The 23,627-nt window shown below is 71.4% G+C and carries 23 protein-coding genes; 13 read left to right on the forward strand and 10 right to left on the reverse strand.

Annotated features, from left to right (window positions below):
* Positions 1-316 precede the first annotated feature (316 nt).
* The 6 genes from TCUR_RS01585 to TCUR_RS01605 all read right to left on the reverse strand — a co-directional run bounded on the left by TCUR_RS01585 (position 317) and on the right by TCUR_RS01605 (position 5,513).
* Entirely contained in the window at positions 317-736 is a 420-nt protein-coding gene (locus TCUR_RS01585; RefSeq protein ID WP_012850709.1) for a hypothetical protein, read from the reverse strand.
* A complete protein-coding gene (locus TCUR_RS28525) occupies positions 730-1,413 on the reverse strand; it encodes an Imm7 family immunity protein (RefSeq protein ID WP_083789739.1) in 684 nt (227 codons plus the stop codon). The genes TCUR_RS01585 and TCUR_RS28525 overlap by 7 nt, the downstream gene beginning before the upstream one ends.
* Before the next feature lie 120 nt (positions 1,414-1,533).
* Positions 1,534-2,358 carry an NmrA family NAD(P)-binding protein gene (locus TCUR_RS01590; RefSeq protein WP_041439196.1) on the reverse strand — a complete coding sequence of 275 codons (825 nt, stop codon included), beginning with the start codon at positions 2,356-2,358 and terminating at the stop codon, positions 1,534-1,536.
* A gap of 346 nt (positions 2,359-2,704) precedes the next feature.
* Entirely contained in the window at positions 2,705-3,175 is a 471-nt protein-coding gene (locus tag TCUR_RS01595; protein WP_012850711.1) for a GNAT family N-acetyltransferase, read from the reverse strand.
* Positions 3,176-3,318: 143 nt separating this feature from the next.
* Entirely contained in the window at positions 3,319-3,930 is a 612-nt protein-coding gene (locus tag TCUR_RS01600) for an SIMPL domain-containing protein (RefSeq protein WP_217265438.1), read from the reverse strand.
* Between the two features lie 128 nt (positions 3,931-4,058).
* Complete coding sequence (locus TCUR_RS01605; protein WP_041440552.1) at positions 4,059-5,513, reverse strand: aldehyde dehydrogenase family protein; 1,455 nt, start codon at positions 5,511-5,513, stop codon at positions 4,059-4,061.
* A gap of 230 nt (positions 5,514-5,743) precedes the next feature.
* Here TCUR_RS01605 and pdhA point away from each other — a divergent pair, with 230 nt between their 5' ends.
* From pdhA to TCUR_RS01630, 5 genes are all read left to right on the forward strand, one after another.
* Entirely contained in the window at positions 5,744-6,886 is a 1,143-nt protein-coding gene (pdhA, locus tag TCUR_RS01610) for a pyruvate dehydrogenase (acetyl-transferring) E1 component subunit alpha (RefSeq protein WP_012850714.1), read from the forward strand.
* On the forward strand, positions 6,883-7,890 hold the full coding sequence (locus TCUR_RS01615) for an alpha-ketoacid dehydrogenase subunit beta (RefSeq protein WP_012850715.1): 1,008 nt from the start codon (positions 6,883-6,885) through the stop codon (positions 7,888-7,890). The genes pdhA and TCUR_RS01615 overlap by 4 nt, the downstream gene beginning before the upstream one ends.
* A 5-nt stretch (positions 7,891-7,895) precedes the next feature.
* Entirely contained in the window at positions 7,896-9,467 is a 1,572-nt protein-coding gene (locus tag TCUR_RS01620) for a dihydrolipoamide acetyltransferase family protein (RefSeq protein WP_012850716.1), read from the forward strand.
* A gap of 88 nt (positions 9,468-9,555) precedes the next feature.
* On the forward strand, positions 9,556-10,185 hold the full coding sequence (locus TCUR_RS01625; RefSeq protein ID WP_012850717.1) for a TetR/AcrR family transcriptional regulator: 630 nt from the start codon (positions 9,556-9,558) through the stop codon (positions 10,183-10,185).
* On the forward strand, positions 10,182-11,018 hold the full coding sequence (locus tag TCUR_RS01630) for an enoyl-CoA hydratase/isomerase family protein (protein WP_012850718.1): 837 nt from the start codon (positions 10,182-10,184) through the stop codon (positions 11,016-11,018). The genes TCUR_RS01625 and TCUR_RS01630 overlap by 4 nt, the downstream gene beginning before the upstream one ends.
* Before the next feature lie 17 nt (positions 11,019-11,035).
* Here TCUR_RS01630 and TCUR_RS01635 read toward each other — a convergent pair whose 3' ends face one another.
* Complete coding sequence (locus tag TCUR_RS01635; protein ID WP_148232887.1) at positions 11,036-11,536, reverse strand: TspO/MBR family protein; 501 nt, start codon at positions 11,534-11,536, stop codon at positions 11,036-11,038.
* A gap of 278 nt (positions 11,537-11,814) precedes the next feature.
* Here TCUR_RS01635 and TCUR_RS01640 point away from each other — a divergent pair, with 278 nt between their 5' ends.
* The 8 genes from TCUR_RS01640 to TCUR_RS01670 all read left to right on the forward strand — a co-directional run bounded on the left by TCUR_RS01640 (position 11,815) and on the right by TCUR_RS01670 (position 20,064).
* A complete protein-coding gene (locus TCUR_RS01640; RefSeq protein ID WP_012850720.1) occupies positions 11,815-14,037 on the forward strand; it encodes a carbon starvation CstA family protein in 2,223 nt (740 codons plus the stop codon).
* Positions 14,034-14,363, forward strand: a complete 330-nt coding sequence (locus TCUR_RS25310) for a YbdD/YjiX family protein (protein WP_012850721.1) — start codon at positions 14,034-14,036, stop codon at positions 14,361-14,363. The genes TCUR_RS01640 and TCUR_RS25310 overlap by 4 nt, the downstream gene beginning before the upstream one ends.
* A 180-nt stretch (positions 14,364-14,543) precedes the next feature.
* Positions 14,544-15,344: an SAM-dependent methyltransferase gene (locus TCUR_RS01645; protein WP_012850722.1), complete on the forward strand. Its 801-nt coding sequence runs from the start codon at positions 14,544-14,546 to the stop codon at positions 15,342-15,344.
* Between the two features lie 107 nt (positions 15,345-15,451).
* Positions 15,452-16,651, forward strand: a complete 1,200-nt coding sequence (locus TCUR_RS01650) for a helix-turn-helix domain-containing protein (RefSeq protein ID WP_012850723.1) — start codon at positions 15,452-15,454, stop codon at positions 16,649-16,651.
* A gap of 272 nt (positions 16,652-16,923) precedes the next feature.
* Positions 16,924-18,117: a helix-turn-helix domain-containing protein gene (locus TCUR_RS01655; protein WP_012850724.1), complete on the forward strand. Its 1,194-nt coding sequence runs from the start codon at positions 16,924-16,926 to the stop codon at positions 18,115-18,117.
* A 454-nt stretch (positions 18,118-18,571) separates the two neighbouring features.
* Positions 18,572-18,853, forward strand: a complete 282-nt coding sequence (locus TCUR_RS01660; protein ID WP_012850725.1) for a hypothetical protein — start codon at positions 18,572-18,574, stop codon at positions 18,851-18,853.
* Positions 18,850-19,071, forward strand: coding sequence for a hypothetical protein (locus TCUR_RS01665; RefSeq protein ID WP_012850726.1), 222 nt, complete (start codon positions 18,850-18,852; stop codon positions 19,069-19,071). Before TCUR_RS01660 ends, TCUR_RS01665 begins: the two co-directional genes overlap by 4 nt.
* Before the next feature lie 60 nt (positions 19,072-19,131).
* Entirely contained in the window at positions 19,132-20,064 is a 933-nt protein-coding gene (locus TCUR_RS01670) for an MBL fold metallo-hydrolase (protein ID WP_012850727.1), read from the forward strand.
* Between the two features lie 115 nt (positions 20,065-20,179).
* Here the strand turns inward: TCUR_RS01670 and TCUR_RS01675 are convergent, their stop codons facing one another.
* From TCUR_RS01675 to TCUR_RS01685, 3 genes are read right to left on the reverse strand one after another with little or no spacing between them, the layout of a single operon-like run.
* Entirely contained in the window at positions 20,180-21,178 is a 999-nt protein-coding gene (locus TCUR_RS01675) for an ABC transporter ATP-binding protein (protein WP_012850728.1), read from the reverse strand.
* Between the two features lie 4 nt (positions 21,179-21,182).
* Complete coding sequence (locus TCUR_RS01680; protein ID WP_012850729.1) at positions 21,183-22,250, reverse strand: FecCD family ABC transporter permease; 1,068 nt, start codon at positions 22,248-22,250, stop codon at positions 21,183-21,185.
* Positions 22,247-23,560, reverse strand: a complete 1,314-nt coding sequence (locus tag TCUR_RS01685; RefSeq protein ID WP_012850730.1) for an ABC transporter substrate-binding protein — start codon at positions 23,558-23,560, stop codon at positions 22,247-22,249. Before TCUR_RS01685 ends, TCUR_RS01680 begins: the two co-directional genes overlap by 4 nt.
* Positions 23,561-23,627 lie beyond the last annotated feature (67 nt).

Consider the following 23,627-nt stretch of genomic DNA (forward strand, 5'->3'; position numbering starts at 1 on the left):
TCTCCGTCTCAACCTGCGGGATCGGCGTGTCGAAGGGCTGGGTGAGGTTTCCTCAACGAGTCGATGCCGCCGAGAGGCGGCCTAAGGGCGGGCACGAGCACCGGTGAAGCCATGGCGGGACGGCGTGCGGGATCGATGCCGCCCTCAGCGGGCACCAGAGTGGGCCGGGCGCATCTGCCCCGGTAAGAGACGGTACGGCAGGGAAACGCAATCTTTCCCGTTGAGAAACCTCGATTCGCGACCCGTCCGGACGGCGCCTGGCACGTCTGCTTTCCGGGATCCTCCCGGCGCGTCCGTGCCGGGAAAGGACCACGGTTCAGATGCTTGGACGTGCCTCGATATATGCCGCTGCGGTGGACGAGAGAACGCTGATCCGAACGGGTCCTGAAACGTGGAACCACAGCAGCGGAGGAAGTTCCGCCGAGCGGTGGAATCCCGGCTCCAGTCCGTCCGGCCATGGCTCATCGCCCGGTTCCAGTACGGTCGTCGTGATCTGGTCCAATGGGCCTGCGGAGACGTCGGGAAGACCGCTCGCGGAGAAGTGGTGGACGTTCTGAAACGACAACGTGATATCGGGTTTCTCCGGTCCCCAGCGCAACCCGATGTCGAGGGTGCCGGAGTCTGCGATCCTGGAGAACAGCAGACGTTCGATCAGATAGCCCTCACAGGCGGCGGCCGTCTGACGGAACGAGTCGAACCCGCTATCGGCCACCTGGGGATGAACATTTTTCAACACGCCGTCTCCGCAGGTCGAAACGGGGACGTTGCAGCCGGGACGATGCCGCGACCTGGAAGGTCACGGTACCGGGCTGTTGCCTCGGCGTCTTGGGCCACAGGTAGAAAAAGGTGCAATGGCAGGCCTCCCGGCTCGGACGGGACGTTCCCGAAGGCCGGTCGCCGTGCGAGCCCGGCCTGTGCTGAGGCCGGGCTCGCACGACCGGAAGGCTCACTTGTGAAGCGGCCCGTCCCGGTCAAGGGTCCTCGATCAGCGGGACCGTGGGAGAAAGGAACGGGTCGCCGTGCACGGTGATCCGGCCTCTCCGGATCACCGTGCACTTTGAAGGCGCGGGGACCCGGCCATTCCTGTGTTTCGTCGTCCCATTCGTACACCAACCCATAGGGGCCCGGTCCCACCCGGCAGATCAGTTCCCAAAGCCGGTGCAGATCGTCTGCCGCCGAACCCGGACGGTTGGTGTTCCCGGCGACCGTGACGAACGGCTCGCCGTTCATGTAACGCAGGTCGATGAAACCGTTGACCCAGGTGATTCCATCGATGAATTCCCGGACCCGGCGGACCGCTTCGGCGAGGCGGTCGCTTTCCGGCTCGTAAGTGGAATCGCAGAGCACGACCCAGCCGGTGTACTGGCACATCCCGCATCCCGCCGGTCGGCGCGGCGGGCCGGAGCCGGTCATCGTCCCCGGGCCTTCCCGGAAAACCGCCTGCAGGCAGCGCAGGCCCTCCGCAAAAGGGAGGGTGCCGCGTCCGGCGGCCGGTCCCGGACACCGGGCCCGGCCGCCGGGCGAACCCGAAGGTCAGGCGGTGAAGGCGGCGGCGTTCTCCTTCACCCACTGGGCGAAGGTGCGGGCGGGTTTGCCGGTGACCTCCTGCACGGTGGGCAGGACGGTGCGGCCGGCCTCGGGCGGGTTGGTGCGCATCTGCAGGAAGAACCCGATGTCGTCATCGGAGTAGCCCTCCTGCCGCCAGCGGGCGATGACCTCCTCCTGGGTCAGTTCCACATAGCGGATGTCGCGGCCGAGGACCTGGCCGATGATCTGCACCCGTTCGGGGATGGTCAGGGCCTGGGGGCCGGTGATCCAGTACTCCTTGCCGTGGTGGCCGTCTTCGGTGAGGGCGACGGCGGCGACGGCGGCGATGTCGGCGTCGTGCACCAGGGCGCTGCGGGCGGTGGGGAAGCCTTCGCGGACCAATCCTTCGGTGCGGATGGACTCGGCCCACTCCAGGGTGTTGGACATGAACTCCACCGGGGCCAGGCGGGTCCAGTGCAGAGTGGAGGCTTGCACCGCCTGCTCCAGGGGGCTTTTGTCCACATCGCCGGCCAGCAGGGTGACGTGGCGGACGCCGGCCTTACAGGCCAGCTCCACGATTTCCGCGCCGTTGGTGAGGGGCCCGTAGGTGGCGGCGTCGAAGGTGATCAGGTGGGCGGCGGTCACGCCGTCGAAGGCGGCGACCAGGGTGTCGGTGTCGGCCAGGTTGCCGGCCACGGCTTCGGCTCCGGCGGGCAGGTCCGCTTTGGCCGGGTCGCGGGTCAGGGCGCGCACGCGGTGCCCGGCGGCCAGCAGTTGCTCCACCAGGGGACGTCCGACATTACCGGTCGCACCGGTCACCAAGATGGTCATGGGGGCTTCTTTCGCCATGCCACGACGCTAGGAACGACTACGGTCACTTTCCGTCCGCAATCGACGGGACGGCGAAAGCGGCCGTTCATCGCCATGCCGCCGGGACTTCCGGTGATGCCGCCGCGTGCAGCGCCCGTCGACCTTCTTGCGGGGCGAGGCGGCCGATGCCGCTTGAACGCCGAGATCACCCGGGCCCTGCACCCGCCGGAGACCGCCGTCGAGACCCGCTCGTCCCGCATCCTCACCGGGGGCCGGCCTGCGCGACCGCGTGGCCGTCGTCTTCGCCTGCGAACAGGGCCTTGTCCGCCCGTCCGCTTTCCGTCCACGGCCGGGCGGTGCGGCCTGCTCACCCCCGGTTCGCCGGCGGGCGGGGATCGTCGAGGTCGAGCCGGAACACGACCCGGTCGGCCGACGGGCCGTTGTAGCCGGGGACGGGACCGGTGACGGTGAACCCCAGGGCGGTGTGGAAGGCGATCGAGCCGTGGTTGTGCGGGGAGGTGATCGCCTGCACCACGGAACGGCCGTCGGAGCGGGCGAGTTCGAAGAACCTCCGGTACATGCGGCGGGCCAGCCCCCGGCCCCGGAAGCGGGGATCGACGCCGACGAAGTGGATGTAGGCGACCTCCGGAGCCGAGGGCGACAGGAACCCCACCAGGTCGCCGTCGTGCTCGGCCACGATGCTCGTGCGGTGGAAGTGGTCGAGGAACAACCGGGGGAGGGCGGCCCGGACCGGACGCCCCCACCAGTCGTCCATGACGGCGACGATGGCGTCGTAGTCGGCGGGCTCGGCCGGTCGCAGCCGGACGTCGTGGACCATGACCGCCAGTGTCCCCGAGCCCCCTGACACCCGTCTGACCGGACGCCGAAGACACCGGGCCCGGCGGGGGCGGGCGACGCTCCCGAACGCAGAGCACCGGCCCCCGATGGCATGGGCCGTCCGCGCAGGCGGCGGGGGTGCGGTCAGGTGCGCGGGCCCGCCAGGGAGAAGCCGAGGACGACCGCGGCGGAGACGACGATCTGGCCGGGCGCCAGGTCCTCGTCGCTGTGACCGCTGACCGCGCCGTGGCTCCGGTAGCGCTCGTTGGGGAGGGGATCGTCGGGGTTGACGTCCTCGATGTGCACCACCTCGCCCAGCCGGACGCCCGCCGCCTCGGCGTACAGTTCGGCCTTGGCGCGGGCCGCGCGCACGGCCGCGCGGCGGGCCTCGGCGCGCAGTTCGCCCTTGGCGGTGACGTCGAACTCGACCCCCTCCACCCGGTTGACCCCGGCGTCCACGACGTCGATGAGCAGCTGCTGCAGGCCGTCCAGGTCGCCGGTCTCGACGGTGAAGGCGGCCTCACAGGTGCAGCCGACCATCTTGTGGACGCCGTCCTGGTACTGGTAGGCGCTGCTGAGCTTGAGCCGTGAGGAGGAGACGCGGCCGTCGGGGATGCCGTGGTCGCGCAGCACCCGGCGCAGCCCCGCCACACCGGCCTGCCCCGCCTCGAACGCCTCCCTGGGGGTCTTTTCCGTCACGTTGCCGGCCAGTTTGAGACGCGCCAGGTCGGGAGCCGACTTCACGCTGGCGGTCACACCCCAGGGCTGCCGGATTCGGACGTCCTGCCACATCAAGGGCCTCTAAGGGTGTCAGGGGGCGGGGGAACGGCGGTGATCTCAGGCGGGTCCGTTCCCCTGGGGCGGGCGGCGGCCGGTGCCGGCCGTCAGGTTTGGAGGGTGACCAGGCGGGTCTCGGTCATCTCCTCGATGGCGTAGGCGGGACCCTCACGGGTGTTGCCGGAGTCGCGGACGCCCCCATAGGGCTGCTGGTCGGCCCGGCTGGTGGGCACGTCGTTGATCAGGACGCCGCCGAAGTGCAGGCTCTTGGCGGCCTTCAGCGCCTTGCCCAGCTCGTCGGTGAACACCCCCGCCTGCAGCCCGTAGCGGGAGTCGTCGGCCAGGCGCAGAGCCTCTTCGAAGTCCGCATAGCGGGTCACGGTGACGATGGGACCGAAGACCTCCTGGCACTGGACGCGCGCCTGCGGCGGCGGCCCTTCGAGCACCGTGGGCCGGAAGATGCCGTGCTCGAGGGCCTCGCCCCCGGTCAGCAGCCTGGCCCCGGCGGCCACGGCCTCGTCGGTCCACTCCTTCATCCGCTCGGTGTCGTCCCGGGTGATCAGGGACGACACGTCGGTGTGCTCATCCAGCGGGTCGCCCAGCCGCAGGTCCTCCACCCGCGGCAGCAGCTCCTCCAGGAAGTCGTCGGCGATGTCGTGGTGCACATAGACGCGCTGGGTGGAGATGCACGACTGCCCGGCGTGGGCGTACCCGGCGGTGGAGACCTTGGAGGCGGCGGTCTGCCAGTCGGAGGGGGAATCGACGATCAGCGGCGAGTTGGAGCCCAGCTCCAGCCGCACCTTCTTGCGCGGCGCCTTGGCCGCCATCGACCAGCCCACCTCCGCCGACCCGGTGAAGGTCACATAAGCGACCTCCTCATGGGTGGCCAGGGCGTCGCCCACGGTGCCGCCCCCGCCGGTGACGACGTTGAGCCAGCCGGCCGGGACGCCCAGCCCGTCCAGCAGCTCGGCCAGCAGCAGCGCCGACACCGGCGTCTGGGAGGCGGGCTTGAGGACGACCGGGCAGCCCGCCGCGATCGCCGGGGCGACCTTGTGCGCCACCAGGTTCAGCGGGAAGTTGAACGGGGTGATCGCGGCCACCACCCCCACCGGCACGCGCAGGGTGAACCCGGTCTTGCCGGACCCCGGCGGGGTGGCGTCCATGGGGATCACCTCGCCGGCGTAGCGGCGGGCCTCGGCGGCGGCGAAGGCGAACGTCTCCACCGCCCGCGACGCCTCCACCCGGGCGGTCTTGAGCGGCTTGGCGCACTCCAGCGCGATCGCCCTGGCGAACAGCTCCCGGCGGTCGCTGAGCGCGGCGGCGGTCTGCTCCAGCACCCGCACCCGGTCAAAGCGCGGGAAGTCGTCCCGCCGCAGCGCCTCGGCCGCGGCGCGCACCGCCCGGTCCACATCGCGCGGCCCGCCCGCCGGCACCCGCGCCACCAGGGAGCCGTCATAGGGCGCGCGGACCTCCATCTGCCCGTTCTCACCGGCCGGCGTCCACTCTCCGGCGATGAGCATGCCCGGGGGCTCAAAGTGCGGCTTGGTCTCGTTCACTGTCATGACCTCGTCTTCCTGGCTCATCGGGACCGGCCTTCGGGGAGGGCGGCCGGATCGGGCGATGGTTATGCCCCCTGGGCGGGTATTGATCCGAGCGAATCGGGGCTTGCGGCCCCCGGTGTGATGTCTGCCACGATGGCGGAGGGAAAACCCCGCGCCACACCCAGGGGCGGGGTCCTGACGTCGGCCGGTCGCGGTGACCCCGTGTCCCGGCCCTGGACGAGGAGTGAGACGTGACCATCGACTCCGCACGCGGTGCGCCGGCCAGCGGCCTGCAACAGGCCCCGCCGCCCGAGCTCATCCAGTTGCTGACTCCCGAGGGCGTCCGGGTCGAGCACCCCGACTACCCCCTGGAGCTGACCCCCGAAGAAGTCCGCGCCCTCTACCGCGATCTGGTGATGGTCCGCCGCATCGACATGGAGGCGGTGGCGCTGACCCGCCAGGGCGAGCTCGGCCTGTGGGCGTCCCTGCTGGGGCAGGAGGCGGCGCAGGTCGGGTCGGGACGGGCGCTGGGCGAACGCGACATGGTGTTCCCGACCTACCGGGAGCACGGCGTGGCCTGGTGCCGGGGCGTGGACCCGATCCGGCTGCTGTCGCTGTTCCGGGGGCTGAGCAACGGCGGCTGGGACCCGGCCGAGCACAACTTCCACCTGTACACGATCGTCATCGGCAGCCAGACCCTGCACGCCACGGGCTACGCCATGGGCATCCAGCGGGACGGCGTGCTGGGCACCGACAAGGCCGCCGCCGCCATCGCCTACTTCGGGGATGGGGCGACCTCCCAGGGCGATGTCAACGAGTCGTTCGTGTTCGCCTCGGTGTTCAACGCCCCGATCGTGTTCTTCTGCCAGAACAACCAGTGGGCCATCTCCGAGCCGCTGGAGAAGCAGACCCGCATCCCCCTGTACCGCCGGGCCCAGGGCTTCGGCTTCCCCGGCCTGCGGGTGGACGGCAACGACGTGTTCGCCTGCCTGGCGGTCACGCGCCGGGCCCTGGAGGCCGCCCGCAGCGGCCAGGGCCCCACGCTGATCGAGGCCTACACCTACCGGATGGGCGCGCACACCACCACCGACGACCCCACCCGCTACCGGCTGGAGGCCGAGCTGGAGGCCTGGAAGCTCAAAGACCCCATCGAACGCGTCAAGGCGTACCTGATCAAAAACGAGCAGGCCGACGCCGAGTTCCTCGCCGGGGTCGAGGAGGAGGCCAAGCAGTACGCGGCCGACCTGCGCCGCCGCTGCCTGCAGCTGCCCGACCCCGAGCCCGGGGCGATCTTCGAGCACGTCTACGCCGAGCCCCACCCGCTGATCACCGAGGAGCAGCGCGAGTACGCCGCCTATCTGGAGTCGTTCGAGGACGAGGGGGAGCGGTCATGACGGCCGTCACGCAGCAGACCACGACCACGTTGACGATGGTCAAGGCCCTGAACGAGGGCCTGCGCCGGGCCTTGGAGGACGACCCCAAGGTGCTGGTGATGGGCGAGGACGTCGGCCGGCTCGGCGGGGTGTTCCGGGTGACCGACGGGCTGCAAAAAGACTTCGGCGAGGACCGGGTGATCGACACCCCTCTGGCCGAGTCGGGGATCGTGGGGACGGCGATCGGGCTGGCGCTGCGCGGCTATCGGCCGGTGGTGGAGATCCAGTTCGACGGGTTCGTGTTCCCGGCCGCCGATCAGATCATCACCCAGCTGGCCAAGATGCACCTGCGGTCGCTGGGGGCGGTGCGGCTGCCGGTGGTGATCCGCATCCCCTGCGGCGGCGGGATCGGGGCGGTGGAGCACCACAGCGAGTCCCCGGAGATCTACTTCACCCACACCGCCGGGCTGCGCGTGGTGGCCTGCTCCAACCCGCTGGACGCGTTCACGATGATCCAGCAGGCGGTGCGCTGCGACGACCCGGTGATCTTCTTCGAGCCCAAGCGGCGCTACTGGGACAAGGCCGCGGTCGATCTGGCCGCCCCCGCCGAGTCCTGGACGCCCCTGCACGCCGCCCGGGTGGTCCAGCCCGGCCATGACGTGACCGTGCTGGCCTACGGCCCGATGGTCAAGACCTGCCTGGAGGCGGCCGCGGCGGCCCTGGAGGAGGGCCGCTCGCTGGAGGTGATCGACCTGCGGTCGCTCAACCCGCTGGACATCGACGCCCTGACGGCCTCGGTGCAGCGCACCGGGCGGTGCGTGGTGGTGCACGAGGCGCCGGTGTTCTCCGGGTACGGGGCCGAGCTGGCGGCCCGGCTGACCGAACGCTGCTTCTACCACCTGCAGGCCCCGGTGCTGCGGGTCGGCGGGTTCTCCACCCCCTATCCGCCGTCCCGGCTGGAGGAGCACTACCTGCCCGACCTGGATCGGGTGCTGGACGCGGTCGACCGGGTCATGGAGTGGTGAGCGGCATGCCCGAGATCAAGACGTTCAAGCTGCCGGACGTGGGCGAGGGCCTGACCGAGGCCGAGATCGTCCGCTGGCATGTGCACCCGGGCGACCGGGTCGAGGTCAACCAGGTCATCGTGGAGATCGAGACCGCCAAGGCCGTGGTGGAGCTGCCCTGCCCGTATGAGGGCACGGTCGCCGAGCTGCTGGTGGAGGAGGGCCGCACGGTCGAGGTGGGCACCCCCATCATCTCCGTGTCGGTCCCCGCCGGGGAGGCCGGGGAGAGCGCTCCGCCGCCCGCCCCGGACGGTGCGGCCGAACCCGGCCCCCGGCAGGACCCCGAGACCGGGCCGTCCGAGCCGGCCCGGCAGCCGGTGCTGGTCGGGTACGGGGTGCGGCCCGGCGCCACCCGCCGCCGCCCCCGCAAGCGGCCCGCGGCCATCCGCCACGCCCGGCCCGCCCCCGCGCCCCATGCCCTGGCCAAGCCGCCGGTCCGCAAACTGGCCAGGGACCTGGGCGTCGATCTGTCCACCGTCACCGGCACCGGCCCCCACGGCACGATCACCCGCGAGGACGTGCGCCAGGCCGCCGAACGCGCCGCGACCTCCCCGGCGCCGCCCGCCGTCGAACGCCCGGGTTTCGCCGAAGTCCCGCAGGCACCGGTGCACGAGGGGCGAGGCCCTGCCGAGATGCCGCAGGAGGCCGGCGGCGTTCCCGGCGGGGAAGCGGTACGCGGTCTCACTGAGATGCCCGGAGGTGTTCTGCCCGGACGCCAAGGGCGGGGACCTGCCGAAATGCCGGGCGGGCTCGCCGAAGTTTCGGCGCCTGGAGAAGCACGGGCCGTCCAGGAAGGCGCGGCGGGACCCGCCGTCCCCTCGGCCGGCGGCCGGGAGGAGCGCGTCCCGGTTCGCGGGGTGCGCAAGAGCACCGCCGCGGCGATGGTCGGTTCGGCGTTCACCGCGCCGCAGGTCACCGAGTTCCTGCAGGTGGACGTCACCGAGACGATGGAGACGGTGCGGCGGCTGCGGGAGCTGCCGGAGTTCGCCGAGCTGAAGGTGACCCCGCTGCTGCTGGTCGCCAAGGCGCTGCTGACGGCGGTGCGGCGGCACCCGATGATCAACTCCTCTTGGGCGGACGGCGGCGAGGCCGGCGATGAGATCGTGGTCAGGCACTACGTCAACCTCGGCATCGCCACCGCCACCTCGCGCGGCCTGCTCGTCCCCAACGTCAAGGACGCCGACCGGCTGACGCTGCCCGAGCTGGCGGCGGCGCTGGGCCGGCTGGTCGAGGAGGCCCGCGCCGGGCGGGCCCGGCCGGCCGATCTGACCGGCGGGACGATCACCATCACCAACATCGGGGTCTTCGGGGTGGACGCCGGCACTCCGATCCTGACCCCGGGCGAGGCCGCCATCTTGGCGTTCGGGCAGATCCGGGACATGCCCTGGGTGCATCAGGGCGAGCTGGCGGTCCGCAAGGTCACCACGCTGGCGCTGACGTTCGATCACCGCATCGTGGACGGCGAGCTCGGCTCGGCCGTGCTGCGCGACATCGGCGCCATGCTGGAGAACCCGCTGCGCCTGCTCGCCTGGAGCTGACCTTCCGCCGGTGTCCCCGCGGGAACCCGCCCGCGGGGACACCACGCCCGTTGCAGAATATTTTTCTAGTCCTCTAGAATTTTCTTCTGTGAACAGGCGGCGAGGGACCTCCGAGGGCGGCAGGGAGAAGATCCTGCGGGCGGCGCTCGGCTGTTTCAGCCGGGACGGGGTGGCCGGCACCCCGCTCGGCCGGCTGCTGTCGGAGAGCGGGGTGAGCGCCGGCAGCTTCTACCACCACTTCACCGGCAAGGAGGAGGTCGCCGCCGTCCTCTACGCCGAGACGCTCCGCGGCTACCAGGAGGGCTTCCTGCGGGAGCTGCGGCGGCACGCCGACCCGCAGGCCGCGGTCGCCGCCTGCGTGGCGTTCCACATCGACTGGTGCCGGCGGCACCCCGACCACGCCCGGTTCCTGTTCACCGAACGCCCGCCCGGCCGGCAGGAGCCGGGCGGACGGGAACTGGCGGACTACAACCGGGCCTTCTACACCGACGTGCTGGCCTGGTGGCGGCAGCACGAGCACCACGGCGCGCTGCGTCCCCTCGACATCGTCACCGCGTACGTGCTGTGGCTGGGGCCGGCCCAGGAGCTGTGCCGGCAGTGGCTGACCGGCCGGGCGCCGGAGCCGTCCCCCGACCAGATCGCACTGCTGGGCGAGGCGGCCTGGCAGGCCCTGCGGCAGCCGGATTCCCGGCCCTCCCAGAAAGGAAGCCGAACATGACGGCCATCTCCTACACCAAGGTCATGGAGGAGGCGCGCGGCGAGACCCGCACGCTGGTGAACGTGGAGCGCCACGGCGGGTACGCGGTGCTCACGCTCGCCGACCCCGGCAAGCTCAACGTGCTCAGCGCGGCCATGACCCTGCAGCTGCGGCAGGCCCTGGCCGGCCTGGTGGCCGACCCGCAGATCCGCGCGGTCGTCCTCACCGGCACCGACCCCGGCTTTTGCGCCGGCGGCGACCTGCGGCTGATGCGCCAGGTCACGCAGGGCCTGGCCGACCCCGCCGACGAGGACGGCGCCACCACCCCCTGGCGGTTCATCCGGCGCGAGTTCGGCGGCATCGTCCGGCTGATCGCCGGCGGCGACACCGCCGTGGTGGCCGCCGTCAACGGCCCGGCGGCCGGGGTGGGGCTGGCCCTGGCCTTCGCCTGCGACCTGATCATCGCCTCTGAGCGGGCGGTGCTGGTCCCGGCCTTCGGCAGGCTCGGGCTGCTGCCGGAGGTCGGCACCAGCTGGTTCATCACCCGCCGCCTGGGCTATCAGCGGGCCTTTGAGTACTACGTCTCCGGCGAGCACATCCCGGCCCGGCGGGCGCTGGAGCTGGGCGTGGTCAACGAGGTGGTCCCCCACGAGGAGCTGCTGGAGCGGGCGCGCCTGTGGTGCGAGCGGATGATCGCGCTGCCCGAGCACGCGCTGTCGATGACCAAGCCGCTGCTGCGCCAGGCCGCCGACACGTCCTGGGAGCAGGCGCTGACCATGGAGGAGTACGCCGAGCCCTCCTGCTTTACGACCAAGCCGTTCGCCCGTTCGGTGGAGGGCATGCTCCGCCGCTGAGCGCGGTCCCGGGCGGCTCAGGCGGCCCGCCAGATCGCGACGGTGAGGGCGGTGGCGTAGCTCACCCACGCCCAGTACGGCACCAGCAGCAGCGCCGCGGGCCGCGACAGCCGCCAGAACCAGCCGATGGTGGCGCCCAGCGCCAGCCACAGCGCCACGATGTCCGCCACCGCCCAGCCGTACGCGCCGGCGCCGAAGAAGATCGGCGTCCAGATCGCGTTCAGCACCAGCTGCAGCCCGAACACGCCCAGCGCCGGGTGCACGCCGTGCCGCCGCCACACCAGCCAGCCCGACACCGCGATCGTCGCGTACAGCACCGTCCAGACCGGTGGGAACAGCCACGACGGCGGCGCCCAGTCCGGCCGGTCCAGCCGGGCGTACTCCTGCCCGGCTCCGCTCACCGCCAGCGCGCCCACCCCGGCGGCCAGCGCGGTCACCCCCGCGAACACCGCCAGGCCGCCCCACGTGGCGGCGGTGCCGCCCGGTCTGCGGCCCGTCCGGGGGACGCCCCTTTGCATGATTCTCACCATCGGCCGAGCCCTCATCCGTGTCGCTGCGTAGACGGGGTATGTGCCCGATCTGCACAGAACATTCCAGGGCGCGGACTTTGTGATTCACATCACTCGCCGTGATTTGTAGTTCGATACAAAAGGCGCAAAACCGGTATTAAGTACATAAGTATTAAGTTTTCAATTTTTGTCAGGGAAGAGTTTGGGGATATCGGCGCCCGGGAAATCTGTCGCCCGTATCACGAAACACCCGTTACCCACTGGTCACTCCACATTTGGAGGGCGCCGTGTCCACCCCAACGGTCACTCCCCCTCCCACCGTCCCCGCCTCCCGCCGCACCGCCCTGCGGAAGATCGTCATCTGGAGCGCGGTCAGCCTGCTCGGAGCCGTCGCCTGGGCGATGATCGCCCTGGTCAGAGGCGAGGAGGTCTCCGCCGCCTGGCTGGTGTTCGCCGCCCTGGCCTCCTACGCCATCGCCTACCGCTTCTACGCCCGCTTCATCGCCTGCAAAGTGCTGCGGGTCGACGACACCCGCGCCACCCCCGCCGAACGGCTCGACGACGGCATCGACTACCACCCCACCGACCGGCGGGTGCTGTTCGGCCACCACTTCGCCGCCATCGCCGGGGCCGGGCCGCTGGTCGGGCCGGTGCTGGCCGCGCAGATGGGCTACCTGCCCGGCACCATCTGGATCATCGTCGGCGTCATCTTCGCCGGCGCCGTCCAGGACATGGTGGTGCTGTTCTTCTCCATGCGCCGCAGCGGACGCAGCCTGGGCCAGATGGCCCGCCAGGAGATCGGCCCGGTGGGCGGGGCGGCGGCGCTGGTCGCCGTGCTCGCCATCATGATCATCCTGCTGGCGGTGCTGGCGCTGGTGGTGGTCAACGCGCTCAAGGACTCCCCCTGGGGCGCCTTCTCGATCGCCATGACCGTCCCGATCGCCCTGTTCATGGGCTGCTACCTGCGCTATCTGCGGCCCGGCAGGGTGGTGGAGGCCTCCGCCATCGGGGTGGCGCTGCTGCTGGCGGCGATCGGCGCCGGCGGCTGGGTGGCCGAGTCCTCCCTGGCCGGCGCCTTCACCCTCTCCGGCGAGACGCTGGTGATCGCGCTGGTGGTCTACGGCTTCGTGGCCTCGGTGCTGCCGGTGTGGATGCTGCTGGCCCCGCGCGACTACCTGAGCGCGTTCATGAAGGTCGGCGTGGTGGTGCTGCTGGCGGGCGCGATCCTGGCGGCCCGGCCGGCACTGCGCACCGAGGCGTTCACCGAGTTCGCCTTCACCGGCCAGGGCCCGGTGTTCGCCGGCTCGCTGTTCCCCTTCGTGTTCATCATCATCGCCTGCGGCGCGCTGTCGGGGTTCCACGCCCTGGTCTCCTCCGGCACCACCCCCAAGATGATCATGAAGGAGTCCCAGGTCCGGCTGATCGGCTACGGCGGCATGCTGACCGAGTCGTTCGTGGCGATCATGGCGCTGGTGGCGGCCTGCATCATCGACCCCGGCCTGTACTTCGCCATGAACATGCCCGCCCCCGCCCTCGGCCCCACCCTGGAGACCGCCTCGGCGGCCGTGGCGAACCTGGGCTTTGTCATCACCCCCGACCAGCTGGCCGCCGCCGCCCGCTCGGTGGAGGAGGCCACGCTGGCCGGCCGCAGCGGCGGCGCCCCCACGCTGGCCATCGGGATCAGCGAGATCTTCTCCGGCGTCCTCGGCGGCGACGCCCTCAAGGCGTTCTGGTACCACTTCGCGATCATGTTCGAGGCGCTGTTCATCCTGACCACGGTGGACGCCGGCACCCGCGTCGGCCGCTTCATGCTGCAGGACACCGTCGGCAACGTCTGGAAGAAGGCCGGGGACGTCGGCTGGAGGCCCGGCGTCTATGCCGCCAGCGCCGTCATCGTCGGCGCCTGGGGCTACTTCCTGTGGGCCGGGGTGCGCGACCCCCTCGGCGGCATCAACCAGCTCTTCCCGCTGTTCGGCATCGCCAACCAGCTGCTGGCGGCCATCGCGCTGGCGGTCTGCACCACGCTGCTGATCAAAACCGGCCGGGCGAAGTGGGCGTGGGTGACGCTGATACCGCTGGCCTGGGACGCCGCGGTCACCCTCACCGCGTCCTGGCAGAAGGTCTTCTCCGCCGATCCCAAGATCGGCTTCTTCGCCCAGCGGGAGCAGTACGCCCAGGCCCTGCAGGCCGGCCAGACCTCCCTGGGCACCGCCACCACCCGCGAGCAGATGGAACAGGTCGTGGTCAACACCACCGTCGACGGCGTCCTGGCGGCCCTGTTCGCCGTCCTGGTCGTCGTCATCCTGATCGACGCCTCCCGCGTGTGGATCAAGGCGCTGCGCGCCGGCCGCCCCCTGCCCACCCACGAGGACCCGTATGTGAAGTCCGAGCTTTGGGCCCCGTCCGGCCTGATCGCCACCGCCGAGGAACGCCGCCTCATGCGGCGGCGCCCACCGGCCGCCGCCACGGCCGGAACCGGTGCGGACACCGACGCCGGAGCGCCCGCATGACCCGGCCGCCGCACCTTTTCCAACGCGTCGTCTCCGCAGGTCGCCTGCGAAGACGGCGCGGCCTGAGGCGAGGTCGTGGCCTGCGCGGAGACCGTGAGGGCTCCCGTCCCCGGCTCCTTGGACCGCGTGTTGCAAGAGGTTCACTGCCTGAGCGGCTGCGCTCAGCCTGGCGTCTGCTCCGGGAGTTCGCCGGCGAACGGGCCTATGAGATCTACCTGGAGCACCGCCGCCGGCACCACCCCGGCGAGCCGGTGATGTCCGAACGGGAGTTCTGGCGCCGCCACTTCGACTCCCGTGGCCGCAATCCCGGCACCAGGTGCTGCTGAGCTCCCGGTATGTCTCCGTAGCGGCAGGGAATGGGAATTGCATGCAATTTACGGCCGCTGCACATCGCCGGGTGGCCGATATCGGCCAGAGCACATCCGGCTCCGGTATGCGATGATCATCGGCGCCGAGGTCCATGATCGGCTACGGGCATATGGCGAGAGACAGTGGAGCCGCCACCAATGGACGAAGGCGTTCAAAATCCTGCAATCGACACCACGGTGCCGCATTCGGCGCGGATCTGGAACTACTGGCTGGGCGGCAAGGACAACTACGAGGTCGACCAGGAGGCCGCCCGGCAGACCATGGAGGTCCTGCCGGAGATCGTGGACATCGCCCGCCACTCCCGGGCGTTCCTGCGGCGCGCCGTCCGCTACCTGGTCGCCGAGGCCGGCATCCGCCAGTTCCTGGACATCGGCACCGGCCTGCCCACCGCCGACAACACCCACCAGGTGGCCCAGTCGATCGCCCCCGAATGCCGGGTGGTCTACGTCGACAACGACCCTTTGGTCCTGGTGCACGCCCGGGCCCTGCTGACCAGCACCCCCGAAGGCGCCACCGACTACATCGACGCCGACGCCCGCGACCCCGACACCATCGTGCGCGAGGCCGCCCGCACCCTGGACTTCACCCGCCCCGTCGCGATCATGATGCTGGGCGTCCTGCCCTTCATCGGCGACGACGACCAGGTCCGGACGATCCTGCGCCGCCTGCTGGAGGCCGTGCCCCCCGGCAGCCACCTGGCCATCACCCACAGCACCAGCGAGGTCACCGGCGAACGGGTGATCGAGGCGGTGCGCCGCTGGAACGAAGTGGCCCCCACCCCCTACACCCTGCGCAGCCCGCAGACCATCGCCTCTTTCTTCGACGGCATGGAACTGGTCGAACCCGGCCTGGTCTCCTGCCCCCGCTGGCGCCCCGACACCCACCAGATCGGCGACCAGCCCGACATGGACGAATACTGCGCCATCGGCCGCAAGTAATTCCACCCGAACAGAACGGAAATCCCGCGTATTCGGCCGATTACGAGACGTTCGGGGTTCTGCGCCGTAGCCTGGGAAATGCGAGTCTCTCAGGACGGAGCAGGGCCATGGCTGCTGGCGATACTCCCGAACGAATCGGCGTCCGCATAGCCCGTGAGCGCAAGCGGCGTGGTCTCACGCAGCTCGGCTTGGCCCAGCGGGCGAACTATTCCCGTTCTCATATCGCCCAGGTGGAGGCCGGGCACAAAATGGCCACCCCGGCGTTCATTGCCGCCGTGGCCGCGGCCCTGGGAGTCAGCCCGGCCCGCCTGTACGGCCAGCCCTTCTACGAGAACAGCCCCGTCCGGGGCGCCGTGCACACGCACATCCCGGAAATCCGCCGGGTGCTGGCCCTCGTCGATGTTCCCCCCGACCTGGAGGGGCCGCCGCGCCGCCTGACCGAGCTGGACGCCGAGCTGGCCATGATTCGCAGACTGCAGGTGGCCTCCCGCTATTCCCGGATCGGGGAGCGGCTGCCCGCACTGCTGCAGGAGCTGTCCTGGCACGCCCACCACACCGAGCAGGCGCGGGTGTGGCACATGCTGTTCCTCGCCCAGGAGGCCGCCGCGGACCTGTGCCGCAAGCTCGGCTACCACGACCTGGCCGGCACCTGCCTGGACCGGGCCGCGGAGTCGGCGCGCCGCGCCCAGGATCCGCACCTGCCGCTGCTGGTGGTCTTCCGCCGATCGCTGCTGTTGCTGGCCGTCGCCCAGTGGCGGTCGGCCCTGACCCTGCTGGACCGGGCCGTCCGGGCGGTCGACCACTCCCGTGAGGACGCCGCCGAAGTCCTGGGCACCGCGCACCTGCGAGCCGCGATCGCCGCGGCCCGCGCAGGAGACGCCGCAACCGCATGGGACCACCACGGCCAGGCCGTCGAAATCCGCAGACGCGCCGGCCGGGCGCCCGGTGACCGGCACGGAATCACCACCGGCTTCGTCACCGGAAACGTGGCGATCCACGGCGCGGCGGTCGCCGTCGAACTGGGCGACATGGACGAGGCGGTCCGCCGGGACCGCCGAATTCACCCCCGCCTTCTGGCGGATCTGCCACCTGAACGACGAGCGCACCACGAAATCGACATGTCACGGGCGCTGCTGGAGACCGGCGACTACGGCCGCGCGCTTCAACGCTTGGAGAAGGCCGAACAGATCGCCCCGCAACTGACTTACTTCCACCCCTCGGCCCGGTCGGCGGTGGCGCACCTGGTGGACGTCCGCCGAACCCTGCCCGAACCGCTGCGCAGGCTCCAAAGCCATATGGGCGTATAGCGGGCGTTCCTCGATATTCACAGCCCTGGAAGTGAGAACTGAACCTTTTTCGACACGCTGTCTCTGCAGGTCGGGACGGGGCATCGCAGTCCGGGCCGCTGCCGTGACCTGCAACGTCACGGCAGCGGAGACCATAGGGGCTCCCGTCCCGGTGCCTTGGACCACGTGTTGAAAAAGGTCCACTGGATGGTGGTTTTTCAGGTGATGGCGGGACGGCCGGATCCTTTCGTCATAGCCTGGGGAATGTGAATCACTGAGCATGGAGTAGGGCCATGGTCGCTGACGCCGCTCCCGAACGAATCGGCATCCGCATAGCCCGCGAGCGCAAGCGGCGTGGTCTCACGCAGCTCGGCTTGGCCCAGCGGGCGAACTATTCCCGTTCTCATATCGCCCAGGTCGAGGCCAGGCACAAGGCGGCCACCCCGGCATTCGTTGCGGCCGTGGCCGAGGCGCTCGAAGTGGATCCGGCGCTGATCTATGGGCAGCCGTACCGGGGAGTCGGCAGTGACGACAAAGCGCATGCGGCCATTCCTGAGCTTCGGCGCATCCTCGCCTGCGTCGGGGCCGGACCCGAACCGGACAGGCCGCCCCGCGGATTGGATGAGCTGGAAAGGCAGATCCGCCAGGCTCGGCGGCTGCTGCTGCAGGTGCGCCTGACCCGGCTCGGGATGATGCTGCCCGCCGTCTTGGAGGAGCTGACCTGGCACGCCTACGAGACCGACTCGCCCAAAGCGTGGGGGCTGTTGTTCCGCGCCTACTACGAGGCGGTCAGCCTCACGCGGCGGCTCGGATACACCGGGGATGCGTTGGCGCTCCTGGAGCGGGCGGCCGATGCCGCCCGGCGTTCCCAGGACCCGCATCTGCCGCTGCTGGTGAGCCTGCCCCGGGCGCTGCTGCTGATGTCCATGAATCAGAACCGGACCGCGTTGCGGCTGCTGAATGACGCCCTCAGCCGGGTCGAGGCGGACCGGCCGGACGCCGGGGAGGTCGCCGGGGCATTGGAGCTGCGCGCGGCGGTCGTGGCGGCCCGCACTTGTGACGGCGTCAGTGAAGCCTGGGAGCACCACGGACGCGCGGCCGAGCTGGCGGAGGCCGGGCGGGTCGGCGACGGCCGGCACGGGATGGAGTTCGGCATGTCCAACGTCGCCGTGCACGGCGCCGCCATAGCGGTCGAACTGGGGGATTTGGACGAGGCCGTACGGCGGGACCGGGACATCAGGCAGCGGCAGGTACTGGAGGGCATGGCGCCGGAACGCCGTGCTCATCACGAAATCGACATGTCGCGGGCACTGCTGGAACTCGGCGACTATGACCAGGCGCTGGCACGGGTGGAGAACGCTGAACGGATCGCCTCCCAGATGACTTACTTCCACCCCTCGGCCCGGTCGGTGGTGGCGCACCTGGTGGACGTCCGCCGGACGCTGCCCGAACCGCTGCGCAGGCTCCAAAGCCGCATGGGCGTATAGCGAAGTGTTCCTCGGCGTCCACCGGTTCGGGTGGGGATGCGACTGGGGGCCACCGGAGAGTCGGTCTGGCGTGTGGTGAACGCGTGCATAGGGCTTGGTGAGTGGAGCTGGGGGCGAGGCCGGGAGGTCGGCGGAACACCGATCGGGCCTTCTGGGCACCCCGGGAGTTCTGTGACTTCTTCCCAAGCTGACGTGCCGGTATCAGAAGGCCGAGCCCTTTGAGGTGCTCCCAGGCATGAAGGTCGAGCACTGCGGGCGAACCGGGTAGCTCATGCCGTCCGACGTGACCGCGGAATGAATGTTCCTGCTGGGGGCATTACGCACCGCGACGGCCGTGACTCTGTGAGTCATGAGCACGACTTCTTCGCGCGACTCTCAGCAGCGGCCGGTGGCCGCTGTGCCCCGCAGGGCACGCCGCTTCCCAGGGTCTGGCCATGAGAAGACGAGGGCGTCCGTGCGTACTCGCCGGGGCGCGAGCCGGTCGCAGGTCTATGACCCCCGGCAGCGGTGGATCGCCGCGAGCATCGAGCGGGAACGCGCGCCCCGCTGGGTGGTGTGGTGGGGCGTGGCCTCCCGACGGGCGGTGCCGACCTGGCAGGGCGCCGCGGTCGCGATCGTCGAGGGCCGTGACGCCGGCGAGCTGTGGGCGGCGATGAACGCCGTCGAACGGCGCGCGCTGGGGTCCGCCGACAAGATCAGGGGCGGCGGCGGCGGGTTCGGCCGGGACGTGCGGTGACCGGTGAGGTCTACCGGGTGGACGTGGCACCGGCCGGGCAGGTGTGCGAGGGGGCCGTCCACGGGCCGGTGCTGGCGCCGGCCGCGGTGGTGGCCACCGCCGATGGGTCGTTCTGGTGCGCGCTGTGCTGGTGGCCGATCGCCGTGGCGTTGCTGACCGACGGGCACCGCGTCGTCTACAGCGCGACGGCCCGGGACGTCCTTGGGATCGGCGTATAAGGGGCCATCCCCATCCCTGCGGGCGTATGCGATGATCGCGGGCGGCTTTGGGAGGTGCGCATGCGGTGGCCTTTGGGACGTCCGCGGATGGACGCGTTCGCCGGGCTGGTCGGCGTTCCGGTGGCCGAGGGGGACGGCGGGGTGTCGGGGATGTTCCTGGGGACCAGCAGCGTGCTGCTGCGGGACGGGGACACCGCGCTGCTGACCGACGGGTTCTTCACCCGGCCGGGCTGGCTGCGGGTGGGGCTGGGGCGGATCGCGCCCGACCGGGAGGTGATCGACGCCTGCCTGCGGCGGGCGGGCATCGGGCATGCCGGGTCGCTGGCGGCGGTGATCTGCGTCCACTCCCACTACGACCACGCCATGGACGCCCCGGTGATCGCCGAGCGGCTGGGGGCGAAGCTGGTGGGGTCGCACTCCAGCGCCAACATCGGGCGCGGGCACGGGCTGCCCGAGGAGGCGCTGCGCACCGTGGAGGACGGGGAGACGGTGCGCTTCGGGGATTTCGAGGTCACGTTCGTCGTCGGCGTGCACTGCCCCGGCGACCTGGCCCCCGGCGCCATCGACGCGCCGCTGTCCCCGCCCGCCCGGGCCAGGGCGTACCGGACGGGCGAGGCGTACTCGGTGTTCTTCCGCCACCCGCTGGGGACCGTGCTGGTCCACGGCAGCGCCGGTTTCGTGCCGGGACGGCTGGACGGGCACCGCGCCGACATCGTCTACCTGGGCATCGGCCAGCTCGGCAAGCAGGACGACGACTACCGCCGCCGCTACTGGGCGGAGATCGTCCGCGCCACCGGCGCCGAGGTCGTCATCCCGATCCACTGGGACGACTTCACCACCCCCTTGCTGACCGCCCCGCTGCGCCCGTTCCCCTACTTCGCCGACGACGTCGCCGTCTCGATGCGCTTCCTGGTCGAGCAGAGCCGCCGCGACGGCGTCCGCCTGGTCCTGCCGGACCTTTGGCGGGAGACCACCCTTCTTCCCGTCCGCTAGACGCTCCTCCGCCGCCGTCCGGTCTGCGCGGCGTCCGCGCGTTCCGGCCCGCCGGGGCGGCACCGGGCTTGCGCGCCCGCCGAGAGCCGGGCCGGTTGCCGGTGTGCGGTGCCGGTCACCGGTTCGCCTCGTGGCGGGCCCAGTCGGTCAGGTCGGCCAGCGAGGTGAAGCGGTGGGCGGTGCCGTCGCGGACGGCCTCGTAGGCCTCGCCGGTCCAGGTCACGGCGAGGTCGGCGGGGCCTTCGGGGGACGGGTGCCAGCCGGCGCGGGTCAGGGCGCGTTCCAGCAGGGGGCGGCGGGTGCCGTCGGCGGTGACGCGGGCGGTGCCGCGGCCCTTGCCGTGCAGGACGAACACGCCCGAGGCGGCCTCGAAGGTCAGTTCCTCGCCGTCGAAGGACGCGCCGATCGTCCCGTTCAGCGTCAGTTCCTCGGGGGTGCCGCAGTGCAGCGCGCCCGCCGGGTCGATCAGCCAGATCCGGTCGGCGATCCGCAGGGCCAGCTCCAGGTCGTGGGTGGAGACCACGACGACCAGGGAGCGTTCGCGGGCCAGGCGCCGCAGCAGCCCCATCAGCGCCACCCGGGATGGCACGTCCAGGAAGGCGGTGGGCTCGTCCAGGAGGATCGCCGACGGCTCCTGGGCCAGGGCGCGGGCGGTGAGCACCCGCTGCCGCTCCCCGTCCGACAGTTCGGTCACCGGGCGGTGCGCCAGGTGCGCGGCACCGGTCACCTGCAGGGCCCAGTCGATGACCGCTTGGTCGGCGGCGGTGAGCCGCCCGGTGAAGCCGGTGTGGGGGTGGCGGCCCAGGCCGGTCAGCTCCCGGGCGGTCAGCAGGGCGGGCAGGTCCCGTTCGGTGAGCACCACGGCGATCCGGCGGGCCCGTTCCACCTCGTCCAGGGCGGTGATGGGGGAGCCGTCCAGCAGGACCTGCCCCTCCAGCGCCGGCTGCAGCCCGGCCAGGGTGCGCAGCAGCGTGGACTTGCCGGTGCCGTTCGGGCCGATCAGCACGGTCAGGTCGCCGGGCCGCGCCACCGCCTCCAGCCCTTCCAGGACGCGCCGGGCCGGGCGGCGGCGCCGTCCGGGGTAGCCGACGCTCAGCGATCGCAGCGACAGCATGGCCTCACCCCGCCCATCCGGTCTGGGCGGCGCGGCTGCGCAGCAGGACGGCGATGACCACGGGGGCGCCCAGCACGGTGGTGACCGCGTTCAGCGGCAGCACGGCGCCGCTGCCGGGGGCCTGGGTGGCGATGCAGCAGACCAGCGAGACCGCACCGCCCAGCAGCACCGACGCCGGCATCAGCACCCGGTGGTCGGCGGTGCCCAGCAGCAGCTTGGCCATGTGCGGCACGGCCAGGCCCAGGAAGGCCACCGGGCCGCAGTAGGCGGTGACCGAACCGGCCAGCACCGACGCCGTCAGCAGCGTGGCGGTGCGGACCCGGCGCACCCGCACGCCCATGGTGCGGGCGTAGTTCTCCCCCAGCAGCATGGCGTTCAAAGGCTTGACGCCCATCAGGGCCGCCGCCAGGGCCGCGGTGCACACGGGTGTGAACAGGGCCAGGTCCCCCCAGGTGGTTCCGGAGTAGCTGCCCAGGCTCCACCCCAGGTACTGCTGGGCGCGCTGGGCGTCGGAGTAGGCCAGCAGCAAGGTGATGAGGGAGGCGGTGGTCGAGCCCACCATCACCCCGATGATCAGCAGCGTGACCACCGAGCGCACCCGCCGCGACAGCGCCAGCACCAGCCCCAGCACGGCCGCCGCCCCGGCCGAGGCGGCCACCACGATCCCGGCGCGGCCCAGCCCGGCGACGCCGCCGGTGAAGGCGGAGGCCAGCCCGCCCCACCCGGTGACCACCAGCGCCACGCCCAAACTGGCGCCCGAGCTGACCCCCAGGATGTAGGGCTCGGCCAGCGGGTTGCGAAACAGCGTCTGCATCTGCACCCCGGCCACCGACAGCGCCGCCCCGGCCAGCAGCGCGGTGATGGCCCGCGGCAGCCGCACCGTCCAGATGATGGTCTGCGCGCCGGGGTCGGCGTTCTCCAGGCGCAGCAGCGCCGCCACCGCCTGGTCGAGCGGGATCGTGGTGGATCCCAGCGCCACCGCCAGCACGAAGGAGACCGCGACCGCCGCCGCCAGCACGGCCATGACGGCCGTGCGGCGGCGGGCGGCCGGGGCGAATGCGGGCTCGGTCAACGGGCGAGCTGCTGGTAGAAGGTGAACGTGTGGCCCGGCATCAACTCCGGGTGCAAGATGGCCACCAGGTCGGCCAGGATCAGGTCGGGACGGCCCACGCCGCGTTCGTAGAAGTCGTTGCCGCCGCCGGGGCCGAGCACCTTGTTCATCGACCAGACCTTGCCGGACTTGAACGCGGCGAACTCGGCGTAGCGGGGGTCGGCCTTGCGGACGTCCTCCAGGGACTTCCAGTCGTTCATCTGGGGCAGCCAGACCTCGGCGTCGCGGGCCTTGGACAGCACGGTCTCCAGGTCCAAATTGGTGCTGCCGGTGCCCTTGGTGTCGGCCCAGGCGTAGGTGCCGCCCGCATCGGCGATCAGCTTGGCCATGAAGCTCTCCCCGTTGGGGATGGCCCACTGGCCCTGGAACATCTGGCCGGGCAGCACCGAGACCGGCTCGGCCTGCTTGGCCTTGGCGGCCAGCTCCTGGTAGGCGGCGGCGACCTTGTCGAACACCTCGGTGGCCTTGGCCTCGGTGCCGGTGAGCGCGGCCACGAACTTGATCCACTCGGCCCGGCCGAGCGCGCTGGTCTCCTGCCACTCGGCGTTGGCGACGATCTTGATGCCGGCGTTGCGCAGCGTCTGGTGGGCGGGCACGTCGTTGCCGTCGGTCATCAGCACGTCCGGACGGGCGCCGATCACCTTCTCGGTGTCGATCTCCTGCCCGGTGATGTCGGCGTACTCGATGATCTGCTTGGCCGCCACCCGCTCGCGCACCTGCGGGGAGGTGATCAGCCCGGCGGAGGCCACGCCCTTGAGCCGGTCCAGCACGCCCAGGTCGGTGATGAACGGCAGGTGCGTGGTCGAGGAGGCGAACAGCGTGCGCACCGGGGTTTCGACCACCACCGCGTCCTTGAGCTCGCCTTCGGCCTTGGGGGCGGGGGTGCCGCAGCGCACCAGCACATAGGTCTGCGGCTTGGCCCCCGGCGCGGGCTGCTTGACGGTGACGACCTGGTAGTTCTTGGCGTAGGTCAGGGTGAAGTTGGTGGCGTGCCGGATCGTCTGCTTGACCGGGAAGTAGTCCTTGGAGGCGTCGAATTCCTTGACGCAGCGGTCGTCTTGGGCCGCCTGCGACCCCTGGCCGTCCCCGCCGCACGCGCTCGCCACGAGCGACAGGGCCACCAGCGCCGTGGCCAGCGGCCATGCCCGGCGGGTGCGGAAGGTGCGCGATGAGCCCCCCTCGGCGGGACGCCCCGCCTCCGGGCGGTGGGGCAGGGACGGGTCCGGCTGCCGTTCGGCCGGGGTGCGCCCGGCTCGGTGCACAAGGTTCACTGGCGCTCCTGCGAGACTGGCCGCGGCGGCCGTTCCTCGACGGCGTCCGCGGCAGGCGGTGGGACGG

Origin of the sequence: Thermomonospora curvata DSM 43183, from assembly GCF_000024385.1 — a bacterium.
GTDB classification, from domain to species: Bacteria; Actinomycetota; Actinomycetes; order Streptosporangiales; family Streptosporangiaceae; genus Thermomonospora; species Thermomonospora curvata.